The organism is Mycobacterium sp. MMS18-G62 (assembly GCF_053877835.1).
This window is the reverse complement of sequence record NZ_CM132662.1, coordinates 4,131,836-4,147,488: the sequence shown is the minus strand read 5'-3', so window position 1 is coordinate 4,147,488 and position 15,653 is coordinate 4,131,836. Positions and strand designations below refer to the sequence as shown.

The following is a 15,653-nucleotide window of genomic DNA, read 5'->3' as shown; positions in this document are numbered from 1 at the left end:
CTAAGGATGCACGCACCATGGCGTTCAACAACCGTAACCGCAGCATGCTCAGCCTGGTTCATCACACCGAGCGCGACCTGCATTACCTGCTGGATTTGTCCCGAGATCTGAAGCGTGCCAAGTACTCGGGCATCGGCCGGAACAGCCTCGCAGGCAGGAACATTGCCCTGATCTTCGAGAAGACCTCCACGCGCACCCGCTGTGCGTTCGAGGTGGCGGCGTACGACGAGGGCGCCCACGTGACGTATATCGACCCCACGTCGTCGCAGATCGGGCACAAGGAGTCGATGAAGGACACCGCCCGCGTGCTGGGCCGCATGTATGACGCGATCGAATACCGCGGCTCGAGCCAGGAGATCGTCGAGGAACTCGCGGAATACGCCGGCGTGCCGGTATTCAACGGGCTCACCGACGAATTCCACCCGACGCAAATGCTGGCAGACGTCCTCACCATGACCGAGCACTGCCCTAAACCGTTGACGGAGATCGCTTTCGCCTTCGTCGGCGACGGCCGCAACAATGTCGCCAACTCGCTGCTGCTGGTCGGCGCCAAGCTCGGCATGGATGTCCGGATCGGCGCGCCCGAAAAGCTTTGGCCCAGCGATGAACACGTGAAGCTGTGCCGCGAGTTCGCGGAGGCGTCTGGTGCCCGGATCACCATTACCGATGACCCTCGCGAGGCCGTCAGCGGGGTCGACTTCATCTACACCGACGTCTGGGTGTCGATGGGCGAGCCGATCGAGACCTGGGGCGAGCGGATCGACCTATTGCTCCCCTTCCAGGTCAACGCCGAACTCATGGCCGCGGCGCGCAATCCGCGGGTGAAGTTCATGCACTGTCTGCCCGCGTTCCACAACTCCGAGACTCATGTCGGCGAGCAGATCTCCGCCCAATACCCGCACCTGGCGAACGGCATCGAAGTCACTGAGGATGTATTCGAAAGCCCCGCAAACATCGCCTTCGACCAGGCGGAGAATCGGATGCACACCATCAAGGCGGTCCTCGTGGCCGCACTCGGCTGAACGCCATGCGGATCGTCATCGCCCTCGGCGGCAATGCACTGTTGCAGCGCGGTCAGCCGATGACTGCGGAGAATCAGCGCGCCAACATCCGGGTGGCCGCGGAGTGCATCGCCGCGGTCGCGCCGGGCAACGAGATCGTCGTGGCACACGGCAACGGGCCGCAGGTCGGTCTGCTCGCGCTGCAGGCGGCGGCCTATCACGACGTCGCTCCGTATCCACTCGACGTGCTCGGCGCGCAGACCGACGCGATGATCGGCTACGTCATCGAGCAGGAACTCGGCAACCTGCTGCCCGCCGAGCAGCCGTTGGCCACGCTGCTGACGATGATCGAGGTGGACCGCGACGACCCCGCGTTCGCTCACCCGACCAAGCCGATCGGACCGGTCTACGACCGGGAGACCGCGGAGCGCCTCGAGGCCGCCAGTGGGTGGGCCATCGCGCCCGACGGTGACAAGTTCCGCCGGGTCGTCGCCAGCCCAAAGCCCAAGCGAATCTTCGAGATCCGGCCGATCCGCAGCCTTGTCGAGAGTGGCACGATCGTGATCTGCGCCGGCGGGGGCGGAATACCGACCATGTATGACGAGCACGGCCAGCTACACGGCGTGGAGGCGGTGATCGACAAGGACCTCGCCTCGGCTCTGCTGGCGCAACAACTCGACGCCGATCTACTCGTCATCGCCACCGACGTCGACGGCGTCTACACCGACTGGGGCACGCCCGATCAGACCCGGCTGGGCGAGGTCACACCCGAGGAGCTCTCGGATCTGAAGTTGCCTGCCGGGTCGATGGGCCCGAAAGTTCAAGCGGCATGCGATTTTGCGCGAAACACCGGCAAAGAAGCGGTGATTGGGTCACTCGTTGAGATCACAAAGATCGTTGAGGGGACCGCGGGTACACGTGTGCGCACGCGTCATCGTTGAGAGTTAGGCGGCGACGCTCAGGTCGACGGACAGCCGGTCGGCGATGGCGTATGCGGCAGGCCAGTCACCGTTGCGGACAGTGACGGCCAGATCCTCGACGAGAGGGCTGTACGCGCCGAGTTCCGCTAACCACGCCGACACCGTGCTGACGATTCCGTCGGCGGAGACGCGAGCCGTACGACCTCCATGCAGGCGGTCGGTGAGCTGGTACATCGTGGTCGTCAGGGTGGCGTGCCGCGCCCGATGGCCTCGTATCCTCATCGCCGACCTCCCCATTTAGGTCCCTATCCGACGATCACACCACCTGCGCAGCTAACTCCGGAGGAGCCAAAGATCACGATCCGGTGAGGGCTTTGGTCCTTCCCGTGCCCGTGCTCCGAAGCGCCGGCCTCCCCCGCACCGGGCCCAACGGCCATCGCGTTGGTGACGAACGGCCCATGTAGATGGGGCTCGCCGGGCCCTACCGTCGGAATATGACCGCATCGATCGAACGTCCCGGAATCGTCGTCGGAGTCGACGGTTCGCCCGCCTCGAAGGTTGCGGTCGACTGGGCGGCACGCGATGCCGCAATGCGCAACGTCGCGCTCACACTTGTCCATGTCGCGAACGGAGTCGTGGCGCCCTGGCTCCGGACTCCGTTGCCGGCTGGTTTCGGCAAATGGCAACAGCAACGGGGACACCAGTTCCTCGACGATGCAATCAGGGTCGCCGACGAGGCCGCGGGTGGACGTGGCCGCATCCAGGTGAGAACCGAAATGTACTACTCGGCCACCGTTCCAACCCTCATCGACGTATCGAAGGACGCCGAGATGGCCGTGGTCGGCAGCCGCGGCCAAGGGGCACTGGGCAGCATTCTCGGTTCGGTCAGTGCCGGCATGGTCCAGCATGCGCATTGCCCGGTGGCGGTCATTCACGACGAAGACCCGATGATGCCGTATCCCGCGCAGGCTCCCGTCCTTGTCGGCATCGATGGCTCACCGACGTCCGAACTGGCGACGGCGATCGCTTTCGACGAAGCGTCACGGCGACGCGTGGACCTCATTGCGCTGCACGCCTGGAGCGACGGAGGGGTGATGGGCTTTCCCGGCATGGATTGGTCGAGGATGAAAGACTCGGAGGACGAGGTCCTGGCTGAGCGGCTGGCGGGGTGGCAGGAGCGCTACCCCGATGTCACGGTTCATCGCCACGTCGTATGCGACCGGCCTGCCCGTCAACTCGTCGAGCATTCCGAGGCGGCCCAACTGGTCGTCGTGGGCAGTCACGGCCGCGGCGGCTTTGCCGGCATGCTGCTCGGATCGGTCAGCGCGGCCGTCGTTCAATCGGCCCGTATGCCGGTGATCGTGGCCCGCCCGGCCTAGTGCGACGGGCCGTTCGGGAACCGAATGGTGCAGCCCGGCGCGAGTTGCTCGACGCGGCCGCGGCATTCGATCGCCACAGGCGGGACGTCTCGCGGGTCGACGCTGACTTCGGCACCCTTACCGCTGACCCGGATGTGCAGGTGGTGGCCGCGGTAGTGGATTGGGAAGCCCAGTGCGCCAAGCATTTCGGGCCAATGCGGTGACAGGACGATGCGATCGCCGCGGATCTCCAAACCCGTGAAGCACCGTTGCACCAGGTCGACACTGCCGGCCATCGCCGCGAGGTGGATCCCCTCGGAAGTGGTGCCGCCCTGGATGTCCGCGACGTCGGACTTGAGCACCTGCTCGAAGAACTCCATCGCGCGATCGCGGTTGGCGCGCGCGAGCACCCATGTGTGGACCACACCACTGAGTGTCGATCCGTGCGACGTCCGCCCTAGGTAATAGTCGACCATCTTCGGTATCTGGTCGGGGCCAAAGGTATAGGCGAGTCGGTCGAGGATCTCCCGCAACTCGTCCGAGGACAACAGGAACAACAACATCAACGCGTCGGCTTGTTTGGACGCCTTGTACCGGTTCACGTCGTCCTGCTCGGCCTCCAGCATGCGATCCAAGCGCTGAATGTTGCCGTAGCGCGCGCGATAGGAATCCCAATCCAGTTCCGCGAGTTTGTCGTAACCCTCGAACTGACTGATCACACCGTCATGGAACGGGACGAACATGCGGCGGCTGACGTGATCCCATTTCGCGAGCTCCGCGTCGGTCAGCCCGAGCCGTTCACGAAGGTCGAGGCGGTTCGGCAGCGGCATCAACTCGAGCGCCTCCACCGCACGCAGGATCACCCAGACCGCCATCACATTGGTGTAGGCGTTGTTGTCGACGCCGTCGTACGGCCTGTCCGGATACCCCGCGTGGAACTCGTCGGGGCCGATGACGCCGTTGATGCTGTAGCGATCGCGCTCGCTGTCGTACGTCGCCCGGCTGACCCAGAACCGGGCGATCTCCGCCAGCATCTCGGTGCCGTAGTCGATCAGATACGCCAGGTCACCGGTGGCCTGGTAGTACTGCCAAACGTTGTATGCCACGGCGATCCCGATGTGATGCGCGCGGTGGCTGGGATCGGGATTCCATCGGCCCGAGCGCGGATTCAGATGCAGGACGGGGCTTTCCTCGCGCCCGTCGCTGCCTGCCTGCCATGGGAACATCGCGCCGTCATACCCGGCGAGTTCGGCCGCACGCCGCGCCTCGGGCAGCCGCCGGTATCGGTAACGCAGCAGCGCGCGTGTGACGGTCGGAAGCCGCAGGTTGAGCACGGGAAAGATGAACAGTTCATCCCAGAAGATGTGTCCGCGGTAGGCCTCGCCGTGCAGTCCGCGGGCGGGCACACCGATGTCGAGCTCCTCGCTGTTGTATGACACGGTTTGCAACAGATGGAGCAGGTGCAGTCGCAGGATACGCAATTCGTCTGTGTGGTCATCGAATTCGATGGACAGCCGCTCCCACAGATGAGCCCACATCAGTGCATGGGCATCGCGAATCTCGGCGAATCGCTCCAAGCGGTCGAGTTGACGTTCGGCTCCGTCGGCGGGTGCCGACGTCGCGACGTCGCGGCCGGTGACCACGACGACGACCTTCTCCACCGAGACCGACTGACCCGCTGACAGATCCGTTCGAATCTCGTGGCCGATCTCGAAATCGTCGTCGACGAGTCGATACCTCGCCGGCGCGGGCAGTCCGTCGCGCCACACGGTCGTCCGCGCCGCCAGCGCGAGCGGTATCCGCGACTGCGTCGTCTCGACCGCCAACAACACCGAATTCGTCGACAGCTCACGGGTCTGCGGCTTGGTCAGATGGACGCTTGCCAGGTCTCGATAACGCTCCACCAAACGGTTGCCGACGTCGCCATCCAGCGTCGAGCGGACCTCGAGCGTGCCAGACCAGTCTTCGGCGACGATGATCGTCTCGAGCGCTGCGACGTGGGCCATGTGCATGGCGGCGAACCGGTGTTGTGTCACCGAGGTCGTGCGCCCTGCGTCCCGGAACCGCAGTTCACGAGTCAGGACCGCGCGGCGAAGGTCGAAAACTTGTCGGTAACACAATAATTCGACCGAGTCGATGTCGAACCATTCGCCGCCGTCGATGCGGAACGTCAACGGAAGCCAGTTGGGCAGGTTCACCAAGCTTTCGTGTTCGGTCATCTTGCCGCCGACCATGTCGCCGAGACGGTTGAACACACCGGCGGCATACGTTCCCGGGTAATGAACCTGACCGGCCTTCGACTCCGGCGCGGCACCGCGGGTGGCGAAATAGCCGTTGCCGACCGTGCACAGCGCCTCACGAAGCTTCTCGCTGCGCGGGTCATAACCGTCGAAGGTCAGCGTCCACGCCTCGTCGGACGTCTGCTGTTCATAGGCCATCCAGTTGGCGCCCCGCCGCAGGAATCCACACACCTCGTCAGGATTGTTCAAGGTGAACTGCGCGGACGTCGGACGACCGCCGTCCTCGTCGTGGCGAACGACGACCCCGACGCCGTCGAATCGGATCGCGTCGAAGGCGTCTTCGTCGGTGAGGTCATCACCGACGTAGATGGGCAACACACGGCCGGTCAAATGGATCTGTTCGCGGATCCATTCCAGCGCGGTGCCCTTGTCCCAGTCGATGTCCGGGCGTAGCTCGACCACCTTGCGGCCGCCGGTGACCCGCAGGCCGTTTCGCTGTCCGTGCCGATGGGTCGCCGCGACGATGTCGCCGACACGCTGCGATGGAGCGTTGCGGTAGTGCACCGCAACGGCATAGCGCTTGTGCTCCACCCGCGCGCCGGGTATCTCGCCGAGTTCCTCGCGCAGTTCGGCCGCCACCCTTTCCAGCACGGGCACCGCGGCCGAGGCCGCGTCGTTGTGGTGGTGGCTGCCGTCAGGACCCACCAGTTCGAAGCCGTGGCTGCCGGCATACCAGATTCCCGGCAGGCCGACCCTGTCGCGGATATCGGCCAGATCGCGCCCGGACAGGATCGCGACGGGGCATTGTGCCGCCAGGTGCTCGAGGGCCTTTGCCGCACCGTCGACGAGGGTCGCGGCGTCCGGATCTGAAACGATTTCGGACAGCGTGCCGTCGAAGTCCAGGCATACGAATGGCTTTCGGCCGGCGACGATGCCGATCAGTTGGCCGTAGGAGTCGAGCGCGTTCGGCAGCAATGACATGCGTTTGTCACCAGTGCGCACCGCGACCGCGGCGAGATCGGTGACCACGACATCGGCGCCGGAACGACGCAACTCCTCGGGATGCGACGTGCGGTCGACGCCGATGACGAGCGAGAAACCCCCTTTTCGGCCGGCCTCAACTCCAGCCTCCGCGTCCTCGATCACCACCGACCGTTCCGGCACCGCGCCCAACCTGTTGACGGCTTCGAGCAGGACGGCGGGATGGGGCTTGCCCGGCAGCCCGAGGGAGTCGGCCACCACCCCGTCGACGCGGACTGCGAACAGGTCGGCCAGACCGGCATCCTTGAGGATCTGCTCACAGTTGCGGCTCGACGAGTACACGCCAGTCGCAACGCCTGCCTCGGCCAGCCTGCGCACAAGCACAACGGTCGATTCGAAGACGGGAACACCGGCGTGGATCCGCTCGAGGAAGAGCTGCTGCTTGCGGTTGCCAAGCCCGTACACGGTGTCTTCGGTGGTGTCCGACGTGCGGCCTTGAGGCAGCGAGATTCCGCGCGAGGACAGGAAATCGGTCACGCCGTCAAATCGTGGTTTGCCGTCGACGAAGTGCCGGTAGTCGTCTTCGGTGAAAGGCTGGTGGTTTTCGCCGGCGCTCGCCGGGCGTCGCTGCAAGAAATCGTCGAACATGGCGGCCCACGCCGCCGCGTGTATCGACGCCGTATCGGTGACCACACCGTCGAGGTCGAAGATGACCGCGTCGTGCAATCGCGGGTCGATCGTCACCGTGGTATTCATTGGCCGCTTTCCCTTTGTCGAGAACGGATTACACGCATACGGCGCCCACGCTCACCGGCTCGTCAGCGACCTCGAAAAGCCTTTCCACGTCCGCCCGTGAACACGGCACCGTGCCGGGAGTCATCATCATGGCCGCGCCGGCCGCGATACCGAAACGAACCGAATCGCCAAGCGTCCAGTCTCGGCTCAACCCGACGGCGATCGCGCCGACCATTGCGTCGCCTGCGCCGACCCCGCTGACCGCCCGCATCGGAATCGCACTGAACCGCAAGCTTTCTCGTGCGGTGGCGAGCAGCGCACCCTCGGAACCGAGGGATACCACGACGGCTTGGGCTTGCCCGCAGTCGACGATTTCGTGTGCGGCGTCCAGCTGCTCGGCCTCGGTCACCAGTTCACGACCGACACATTCGCGCAGTTCCCGCACACTTGCCTTGAGCAGGAACACTCCTGACGTGATGTGCCGCAAACCGCCGCCGGACGTGTCCAGAATCAACTTCGCGCCCAGATCACGGCAGACGAGCGCCACCTGTTGGTAGAAGTTCACCGGTGCGCCCGGCGGGAGACTGCCGCTGGCCACAACGATGCGCGCGGCCGTCGCCGCGGCGCGCAGTTCGGCGAGGCATTGCTGTTGGTCGATATAGGTCAGGGTTGGCCCCGGCAGAACGAACCGGTATTGCAATCCGGTGCTGATCTCGTTGACAGTGAAGCTTTCTCGCGTCGAGCCGTCGATCTGGACGCACCGATACGGCAGGCCGCGTTCGGCGAGCAGGTCGGTATATGCCGCTCCAGTCGCACCGCCGGCAGGGAAGACCGCCGAGACCGGCGCTCCCAGGTTGTGGGCCACCTGAGCAACATTGACACCGCCACCGCCCGGGTCGTAATTCGCTCGTCCGCAGCGGATCTTGTCGGTCGGGCCAACCACCTCGGCGTCGGTATTGATGTCGAGCGCCGGGTTCATCGTCAACGTGACGATCGTTGCTCCGCTCGTCGAGTCCATGGCGTTGATCCGACTACGTGACGTGCTCAGGCGGTAGGGACCGAAGTCCCAAGTCCGTGGTTAGGGACCTTATGCCCTAACTGTTCGTGACTTTCACCGCAGGTGCAATGGTCCTCGGACGCTATGTCGGTGAATCGCGGCAGAACAGGCTGGTCGCATGCACGAGAACACATACGTCCGCGATATCTCTTCGTTGCGAATCTCCGATGCGGAGGAAGCCGGCGGCAAAGGCGCCAACATGGGTGAGATGGTCGCCGCCAAGCTGCCCGTTCCTCCGGGTTTCGTCCTGCTGCGCGACTGCTTTCGAGACTCGATGCGCGCAGGCGGGGTCGATGCAGACTTGAGCGCCCTTCATCGCGAGGCGGTGGCCGACGTCGCCGACACCACCCATCTGACGGAAAGGTGCGAGCGGCTGCAAGGCCTCGTGCAGAAGGCCGGTGTCGCCGACTCCGTGCGCGATTCCGTCCTTGAGGCCTACCGTGCGCTGGGCGCGGACGCGGTCGTGGCAGTGCGATCGTCGGCGACCGGCGAAGACGGCCGCGATGCATCGTTCGCCGGGATGAACGCGACCTTCACCAATATCAGCGGCGAGGACGGCCTCATCGACGCCGTACTCCGTTGTTGGATGTCACTGTTCTCCCCGCGGGTCATCACCTACCGGGCCAGCCGTGACTTCACCGGCGATCCGGCGATGGCGGTCGTCGTCCAGAAGATGATCAATTCCGAGAAAGCCGGCGTCGCGTTCACCGCCGATCCGAGCAACGGCGCGGAGGACCGCGTGGTCATCGAGGGCGCGTTCGGACTTGGCGAGGTCGTGGTGTCCGGTGAGGTCGAGCCCGACACATACATCGTCTCCAAGGAAACTCTTGAGGTGCTTGACATCCGCATCGGGCACAAGGCATTCAAGATCGTCCGCGGGCCCGATGGCAACGACAAGGTCGTCGACCTCGACGATACGCAGGCCGATGCCAGGGTCCTCGACGACGCCGAGCTGAAACGCATTGCCGAACTGGCGATCGCGACCGAGCGGCACAACGGTAACCCGCAGGACACGGAATGGGCCACATCCGACGGCCAGACGTATCTCGTACAGGCCAGGCCCATCACCACGCTGCGCCACACGACGGCACCGTCTTCGGAGAAGCACGCCGTGCTTGCCCGCGGACTGGCGGCAGCGCCCGGGATCGCGTCGGGCAAGGTGCGGGTGCTCGAAACCCCCGCCGACGGTGAACGCTTGCTCGAAGGAGAGATACTCGTCGCGCAGATGACCAATCCGGACTGGCTGCCCACCATCCGCCGGGCGGCGGCGCTGGTCACCGACAGCGGTGGCATGACCTGTCACGCCGCAATCGTGGCCCGCGAGTTGGGAGTTCCGTGCATCGTCGGCACCCGCACCGGCACCAGAGATCTGCATGACGGCACGACCGTGACCGTCGACGGAGCCCATGGCCGCGTCCTAGCGGGCCGCGTCGAGGCCGCGCCCACGGTAACCGTGTCCGAACGGGGCGCACCGGCCGAACCGCAGATCGAGGTGACGGCGACCAAGATCTATGTCAACCTTGCCATGCCGGAGTCCGCCGAAGCCGTTGCCGCCCAGCCGGTTGACGGTGTCGGACTGCTGCGCGCGGAGTTCATGCTCACCGAGGCGCTCGGCGGACGCCACCCGCGCGACCTGATGGCGCACGGCGAACAGAGTGCCTTGGTCGACGGGATGGTCGCGTCGGTCGGCCGGATCGCCGCCGCCTTCGCGCCGCGGCCCGTTGTCTACCGGGCAACCGACTTCCGCACCAACGAGTTTCGCGGCCTCAAAGGCGGCGATGCCTACGAGCCTGTCGAACACAATCCGATGATCGGATATCGCGGCTGCTACCGATACGTCAAGGAGCCCGACCTGTTCGCCCTCGAATTGCAGGCGCTGGCACAGGTGCGCGAGCAGTCGCCCAACGTGCACGTGATGATCCCATTCGTGCGCACCCGCTGGGAGCTCGAGGAGTGCCTGTCGCTCATCGACGCGAGCCCGCTTGGCCGCCAACGCGGACTGCATCGCTGGGTGATGGCCGAGGTACCGTCGGTCGTGCACTGGCTGCCCGAGTACATCGGGATGGGTATCGACGGGGTGTCGATCGGCAGCAACGACCTCACCCAACTCGTACTGGGCGTCGACCGCGATTCGGATATCTGCGCGGAGCTGTTCGACGAATCCGACCCCGCAGTACTCGACGCCATCGGCCAGATCATCGGCACCGCACGCAAGTTCGGGATCACGTCGTCGCTGTGCGGTCAGGCACCGTCGACCAAACCGGCGTTCGCCGAACACCTGGTTCGGATGGGCATCACGTCGGTGTCGGTGAATCCTGATGCCGTAAACGCCGCGCGGCGCACGATCGCCGCGGCGGAACGGCGGCTCTTGCTGGAATCGGTTCGGTAAGTCCGGCGTGTCATTGGCTATCGGCGAGGCGATACCGACCGAAAAGGACGTAACCGCGGCACCCCTCGCCGACGTGATGCGCTCGCTGAGCACCTCTGCCGACGGATTGTCTTCTGCCGAAGCGCGACTGCGGTTGGCCCGGGTGGGTCCGAATTCGGTACGCACACACAGAGTGAGCGCTGCCGCAGTCCTGCTGCGCCAGTTGAACAACGCCGTACTGGGCCTGCTGGCAGCCACCGCAGTGCTGTCGTTCTTCCTCGGCGACAGCACGCAGGCCACCATCATCGGCGTGATCCTGCTGGTGAGTATCGGCCTTGGTTTCGTCAACGAATACCGCGCGGAACGTGCGAGTGCAGCGCTGCATTCGCGGGTTCGCCACAACGCTGTGGTGCGACGCGACGGCCACCTCACCAAGGTCGACGTCAACGAGCTGGTACCCGGTGACGTCATTCAGCTTTCGCTGGGCGAACTGATACCCGCGGACGTTCGGCTGATCGATGTCACGGGGCTCGAATGCAACGAGAGCATTCTCACCGGCGAGTCGACCGCCACAGAGAAGTCGACCGGGCCCGCCCCGGGCGGCGTCGCTCTCGCCGATGCCACCAACCTTGCGTTCATGGGTACGGTGGTGAGCGCAGGCGAAGCCACCGCGGTGGTTTACGCCACGGGTGCCAACGCCCAGTTCGGGCGCATCGCCGCCGGGCTCGGCGAGCGCCAGCCGGAAACCGACTTTCAGGCCGGTTTGCGCCGCTTCTCGTATCTCCTTCTGCGCGTGGCGATCACGCTCACGGTGGTCATCATCATCACTAACCTGCTGCTGCGGCGGCCGGTGATCGAATCGCTGTTGTTCGGCCTGGCGATCGCTGTCGGAATCACGCCACAGCTGCTGCCCGCCGTGGTGAGCACCAGCCTGGCGTCCGGTTCGCGACGGCTGGCCCGGCTCAAGGTCCTGGTCAAGAGGCTGGTGTGCATCGAGGATCTCGGTGACATCGACATCTTGATCACCGACAAAACCGGCACCCTGACCGAAGGACGGCTCACGCTACTTGACGCCGTCGACCCGGCCGGCGAGCATGCGGAATCCGTATTGCGTTGTGGGTTGCTGGCTTCCGATGTCGATCCGGCGATCGGCGGAGTCGGCGCCAACGAGCTTGACGCTGCGCTGTGGGCCGACCGGCCGGGCATCGACGGAGTCAACCGCATCGCGCTGCTGCCGTTCGACCACACCCGCAGGGCCACCTCGGCACTGGTCGACGACACCATGGGCCGGGTTCTGGTGGTGAAAGGCGCGCCAGAACAAGTGATGGCCCGTTGCGACACCGTGCCCGACACCGCAGAGCGCACCCTGTCCACGCTCTTCGATGAGGGCCGCCGCGTTGTCGCCGTGGCCAGCCGATCGGCACCCGATCTGCAGTCGATCACCGCCGTCGACGAATGCGGCCTCACGCTCGACGGCTTTCTTGTCTTCGCAGACAACCCGAAGGCCGCTGCGCGGGGATCGCTCGCGCAGCTGGCGGCGCTGGGCATCGAGGTCAAAGTCGCCACCGGCGACAACCCGAGAGTGGCCGAGAAGGTATGTGCTGATTTGGGTTTGACGTCGAAGGGCACCGTCAGCGGAGCCGAGATGGAACGGATGGATGAAGCCGAATTCGACGCCGCGGCCCGAGACCGAACCATCTTCGCCCGGATTTCGCCTGAGCAGAAAGCCAAGCTGATCACGTCGATCCGGCGCACCGGCCGCGCTGTCGGATTCCTCGGCGACGGTGTCAACGACGCCCTGGCCCTACACGCCGCCGATGTCGGCATCTCGGTCGACACCGCAACCGACGTGGCCAAGGATGCCGCCGACGTGGTGCTGCTCGAAAAGGATCTCGGCGTGCTGGCATCCGGCGTCGCCGAAGGCCGGCGTATCTTCGCCAACACGATCAAATACGTATTGATGGGTACGTCAAGCAATTTCGGCAACATGTTCAGCGCGGCAGCCGCCTCGGCGGTGCTGCCGTTCCTGCCGATGCTGCCGAGCCAGATCCTGCTGAACAACTTGCTCTATGACAGCTCTCAGCTGGCGATCCCCACCGACCGCGTCGATGGCGAGCAGCTGCATGCGCCGTCGCACTGGAACATCGCGTTCATCCGCCGGTTCATGCTGACCTTCGGCCCGATCAGTTCGCTGTTCGACTTCCTGACGTTCGGGCTGATGCTGGGCTTACTGCACGCCGGACCCGTCGAGTTCCGGACCGGCTGGTTCGTGGAATCGCTTGCGACACAAACGCTGATCATCTTCGCGATCAGGACTCGACGAGTGCCGTTCCTACGTAGTAGACCCGGCGGCCTGCTGACATTGGCGACATTCTCCGTCGTCGCCGCCGGTGTTTTCTTGACGGTGTCTCCCTTGGCCCATGGGCTGGGGTTCACACCGTTGCCCTGGCAATTCTTCACCGCCCTGGTCGCGCTCACCGTCGGGTACCTCGTCCTTGTCGAGGTCACCAAGACGGTGTTCTACGCCGATCCGATGCACCTTGCCGGAGCGCCACGCCGCACCCGCGGCCGCGAGCACCGCATCCACCGCCGTGCCGCCCGCTTCAGTCATCCCGGCCGCCTGCCGTCCGCGGCGTAGGAGGACAAATGCTCGGCGTATTTGTATCCCGATGGCGCTCAGTGGTGGAGCCAGTCCTTGTGGCGCTCACGGTCGGCGCGCTTGCGGCCGGCGGGATCGCGTGGCTGGCTGGATGGCGTGACGTAGCCGAATGGTGCTGGATCACCGGAACATTGGTGGCTGTAGTGCCGGCCGTGGTGTGGGTGGTTGCGGCGTTGCGGCGCGGGCGGGCGGGGGTGGATCTGATCGCTGTGCTGGCACTCGTGGGCACCTTGCTTGTCGGCGAGTACATCGCGGGGGCGCTGATTGCCGTGATGCTTGCGGGCGGGCGTGCACTAGAAGCCGCCGCGGAGCGCCGCGCCTCTCACGATCTGCGAGCACTGCTCGAACATGCGCCCCGATTCGCCCGCCGCCGGGTCGGCTCCGAGGTGAACGTCATACCGATCGCCGACGTGGCAGTAGACGATTTGCTCGTCGTCGGGCCCGGCGAGGTGGTGCCGGTGGACGGACGGATCACCGACGCGCTCGCCGTCTTGGACGAATCGGTGCTGACCGGTGAACCGCTGCAAGTGGAACGTAGCGCCGGTGAGCCGGTTCGTAGCGGTGTGGTAAACGCCGGCACCGCTTTCGAAATGCGTGCCACGGCAACGGCACAGGACAGCACCTATGCCGGAATCGTGCGACTGGCAGAAGAGGCCGGAGCAGACAGCGCGCCGATCGTGCGACTGGCCGACCGCTACGCCGCGTGGTTTCTGCCGCTGGCGTTGCTCGTCGCGGGCGGCGCGTGGCTGGCCAGCGGTTCGGCTGTACGCGCCGTGGCGGTCCTTGTGGTGGCAACGCCGTGTCCGCTGTTGCTCGCTGCGCCGGTGGCGATCGTTTCGGGCCTGTCGCGGGCATCGCGTCAGGGTGTAGTGATCCGCAGCGGCGGCGCGTTGGAAAGCCTCGGCAATGCAACGACTTTGGTGATGGACAAGACTGGGACCCTTACCATGGGGCGGCCGTCGGTGGTTGACGTGTTGGCCGCACCGGGAGTCGACACCGCCGAGGTTCTCCGGATGGCGGCATCGGTGGACCAGATGTCGCCGCACGTGCTGGCCGAAGCCATCGTCACCGAAGCCCTCGCGCGGGGCCTGAAACTGTCGTTACCGCGAGACGTCGTCGAAGAACCGGGACGCGGCGTCACCGCAACGATCGACGAGCGCCGCATTCAGGTCGGCAAGTTACCCCCCGATGCCGTCGACGCGGAGTGGGCCAGGGCCGCTGTGAACCGGGCGACACTGGACTCGGCGGCGATCGTGTGGATATGCGTCGAAGGTGAGCTGGTCGGTGCCGTGCTGCTGCGAGATCCGTTGCGCCGCCATGCGCCCCGAACAGTGCGACGGTTGCGAGCAGCCGGGTTCAACCGCCTGGTGATGCTGACCGGTGACCGCCGGGAGCCGGCCCGCGAAGTCGCGACAGTACTCGGCCTTGACGAGGTCTACGCCCAGCAGAGCCCCGCCGACAAGGTCGCCGCCGTGCGCTCTGAACGTGAGCGCGCGGTCACCGTGATGGTCGGTGACGGAGTCAACGACGCACCCGCATTGGCCGCCGCGACTGTCGGTGTCGCCATGGGCGCACGTGGCGCGACCGCGTCCTCCGAAGCCGCGGACATCGTGTTGACCACCGATCGGCTCGATCGTCTGGCCGATGCGATGGACATCGCCCGATGGTCACGGCGTATCGCCGTGCAAAGCGCCGTGGTCGGCATGGCGCTGTCCCTGCTAGCCATGGCGATTGCCGCGCTTGGCTGGTTGCCGCCCGCCGCTGGCGCCCTTCTTCAGGAGGGCATCGATGTCGCGGTGATCCTCAACGCGCTGCGTGCGCTGCGTGGTGACCCGGCCGTAGAGGTCGAATTGCCTGCTGAAACCGAGACGATGTTGCGGCGGTTCGCCGCCGAACACGATGATCTGCGCGACACCGTCGAGTCGCTACGCGACGCCGCCGATCAATTGGTCACAGGCAGAGACGCCGCTGCGCTGCAATCGCTGATACGTGCGCACGCCGTCCTCACCGATCGGATCCTGCCGCACGAAGAGGCCGAGGAGACCCGGCTCTACCCTGCGCTGGCCCGTCCGCTCGGCAGCGGTGAGGCCACCGCCACCATGAGCAGAACCCACGCCGAAATCCATCGACTGGCCGATCGGATCGGCACGCATGTCGCGCTGGCCAAGGCGGACAAGGCAATTCAGCCCGACCAGGTCGAAGATCTGCTCGCGTGCCTGTACGGCCTGTACGCATTGCTGCGGCTGCACTTTCTGCAGGAGGAGGAGAATTACTTCACCCTCACCGACGACGAACCGGAAAGCACAACGTGATCATTCATCCTGTATTCGCTTG

At 65.4% G+C, this 15,653-nt stretch carries 9 protein-coding genes; 6 read left to right on the top strand and 3 right to left on the bottom strand.

The annotated features are described in order from the left end of the window. The first annotated feature begins 17 nt into the window (after positions 1 to 17). On the top strand, positions 18 to 1,022 hold the full coding sequence (locus tag ACWW36_RS20740; RefSeq protein ID WP_456137849.1) for an ornithine carbamoyltransferase: 1,005 nt from the start codon (positions 18 to 20) through the stop codon (positions 1,020 to 1,022). A gap of 5 nt (positions 1,023 to 1,027) precedes the next feature. Further along, positions 1,028 to 1,942, top strand: a complete 915-nt coding sequence (arcC, locus tag ACWW36_RS20735; RefSeq protein ID WP_456137848.1) for a carbamate kinase — start codon at positions 1,028 to 1,030, stop codon at positions 1,940 to 1,942. 3 nt (positions 1,943 to 1,945) lie between these two features. Here the strand turns inward: arcC and ACWW36_RS20730 are convergent, their stop codons facing one another. Beyond that, complete coding sequence (locus ACWW36_RS20730) at positions 1,946 to 2,203, bottom strand: hypothetical protein (protein ID WP_456137847.1); 258 nt, start codon at positions 2,201 to 2,203, stop codon at positions 1,946 to 1,948. Positions 2,204 to 2,415: 212 nt separating this feature from the next. Here ACWW36_RS20730 and ACWW36_RS20725 point away from each other — a divergent pair, with 212 nt between their 5' ends. Beyond that, the gene (locus tag ACWW36_RS20725; protein ID WP_456137846.1) at positions 2,416 to 3,300 is read left to right on the top strand and encodes a universal stress protein; all 885 of its coding nucleotides are present in this window, start codon (positions 2,416 to 2,418) and stop codon (positions 3,298 to 3,300) included. Here the strand turns inward: ACWW36_RS20725 and otsB are convergent. Next, positions 3,297 to 7,256 carry a trehalose-phosphatase gene (gene otsB / locus ACWW36_RS20720; protein WP_456137845.1) on the bottom strand — a complete coding sequence of 1,320 codons (3,960 nt, stop codon included), beginning with the start codon at positions 7,254 to 7,256 and terminating at the stop codon, positions 3,297 to 3,299. The genes ACWW36_RS20725 and otsB overlap by 4 nt on opposite strands. Positions 7,257 to 7,284: 28 nt before the next feature. Further along, a complete protein-coding gene (locus ACWW36_RS20715; protein WP_456137844.1) occupies positions 7,285 to 8,253 on the bottom strand; it encodes a 1-phosphofructokinase family hexose kinase in 969 nt (322 codons plus the stop codon). A gap of 157 nt (positions 8,254 to 8,410) precedes the next feature. Between ACWW36_RS20715 and ppsA the strand changes: the two genes are divergently transcribed. From ppsA to ACWW36_RS20700, 3 genes are read left to right on the top strand one after another with little or no spacing between them, the layout of a single operon-like run. After that, the gene (gene ppsA, locus ACWW36_RS20710; protein ID WP_456137843.1) at positions 8,411 to 10,681 is read left to right on the top strand and encodes a phosphoenolpyruvate synthase; all 2,271 of its coding nucleotides are present in this window, start codon (positions 8,411 to 8,413) and stop codon (positions 10,679 to 10,681) included. A gap of 7 nt (positions 10,682 to 10,688) precedes the next feature. Then, positions 10,689 to 13,298, top strand: coding sequence for a magnesium-translocating P-type ATPase (gene mgtA / locus ACWW36_RS20705; RefSeq protein WP_456137842.1), 2,610 nt, complete (start codon positions 10,689 to 10,691; stop codon positions 13,296 to 13,298). 8 nt (positions 13,299 to 13,306) lie between these two features. Then, the gene (locus tag ACWW36_RS20700; protein ID WP_456137841.1) at positions 13,307 to 15,631 is read left to right on the top strand and encodes a heavy metal translocating P-type ATPase; all 2,325 of its coding nucleotides are present in this window, start codon (positions 13,307 to 13,309) and stop codon (positions 15,629 to 15,631) included. The last annotated feature ends 22 nt before the right edge of the window (positions 15,632 to 15,653 follow it).

Excerpts from the sequence above, each read along its gene's own strand:
- ACWW36_RS20740 (WP_456137849.1), top strand. The coding sequence starts at position 18 with ATGGCGTTCAACAACCGTAACCGCAGCATGCTCAGCCTGGTTCATCAC.
- arcC (WP_456137848.1), top strand. The coding sequence starts at position 1,028 with ATGCGGATCGTCATCGCCCTCGGCGGCAATGCACTGTTGCAGCGCGGT.
- ACWW36_RS20730 (WP_456137847.1), bottom strand. The coding sequence starts at position 2,203 with ATGAGGATACGAGGCCATCGGGCGCGGCACGCCACCCTGACGACCACG.
- ACWW36_RS20725 (WP_456137846.1), top strand. The coding sequence starts at position 2,416 with ATGACCGCATCGATCGAACGTCCCGGAATCGTCGTCGGAGTCGACGGT.
- otsB (WP_456137845.1), bottom strand. The coding sequence starts at position 7,256 with ATGAATACCACGGTGACGATCGACCCGCGATTGCACGACGCGGTCATC.
- ACWW36_RS20715 (WP_456137844.1), bottom strand. The coding sequence starts at position 8,253 with ATGGACTCGACGAGCGGAGCAACGATCGTCACGTTGACGATGAACCCG.
- ppsA (WP_456137843.1), top strand. The coding sequence starts at position 8,411 with ATGCACGAGAACACATACGTCCGCGATATCTCTTCGTTGCGAATCTCC.
- ACWW36_RS20700 (WP_456137841.1), top strand. The coding sequence starts at position 13,307 with ATGCTCGGCGTATTTGTATCCCGATGGCGCTCAGTGGTGGAGCCAGTC.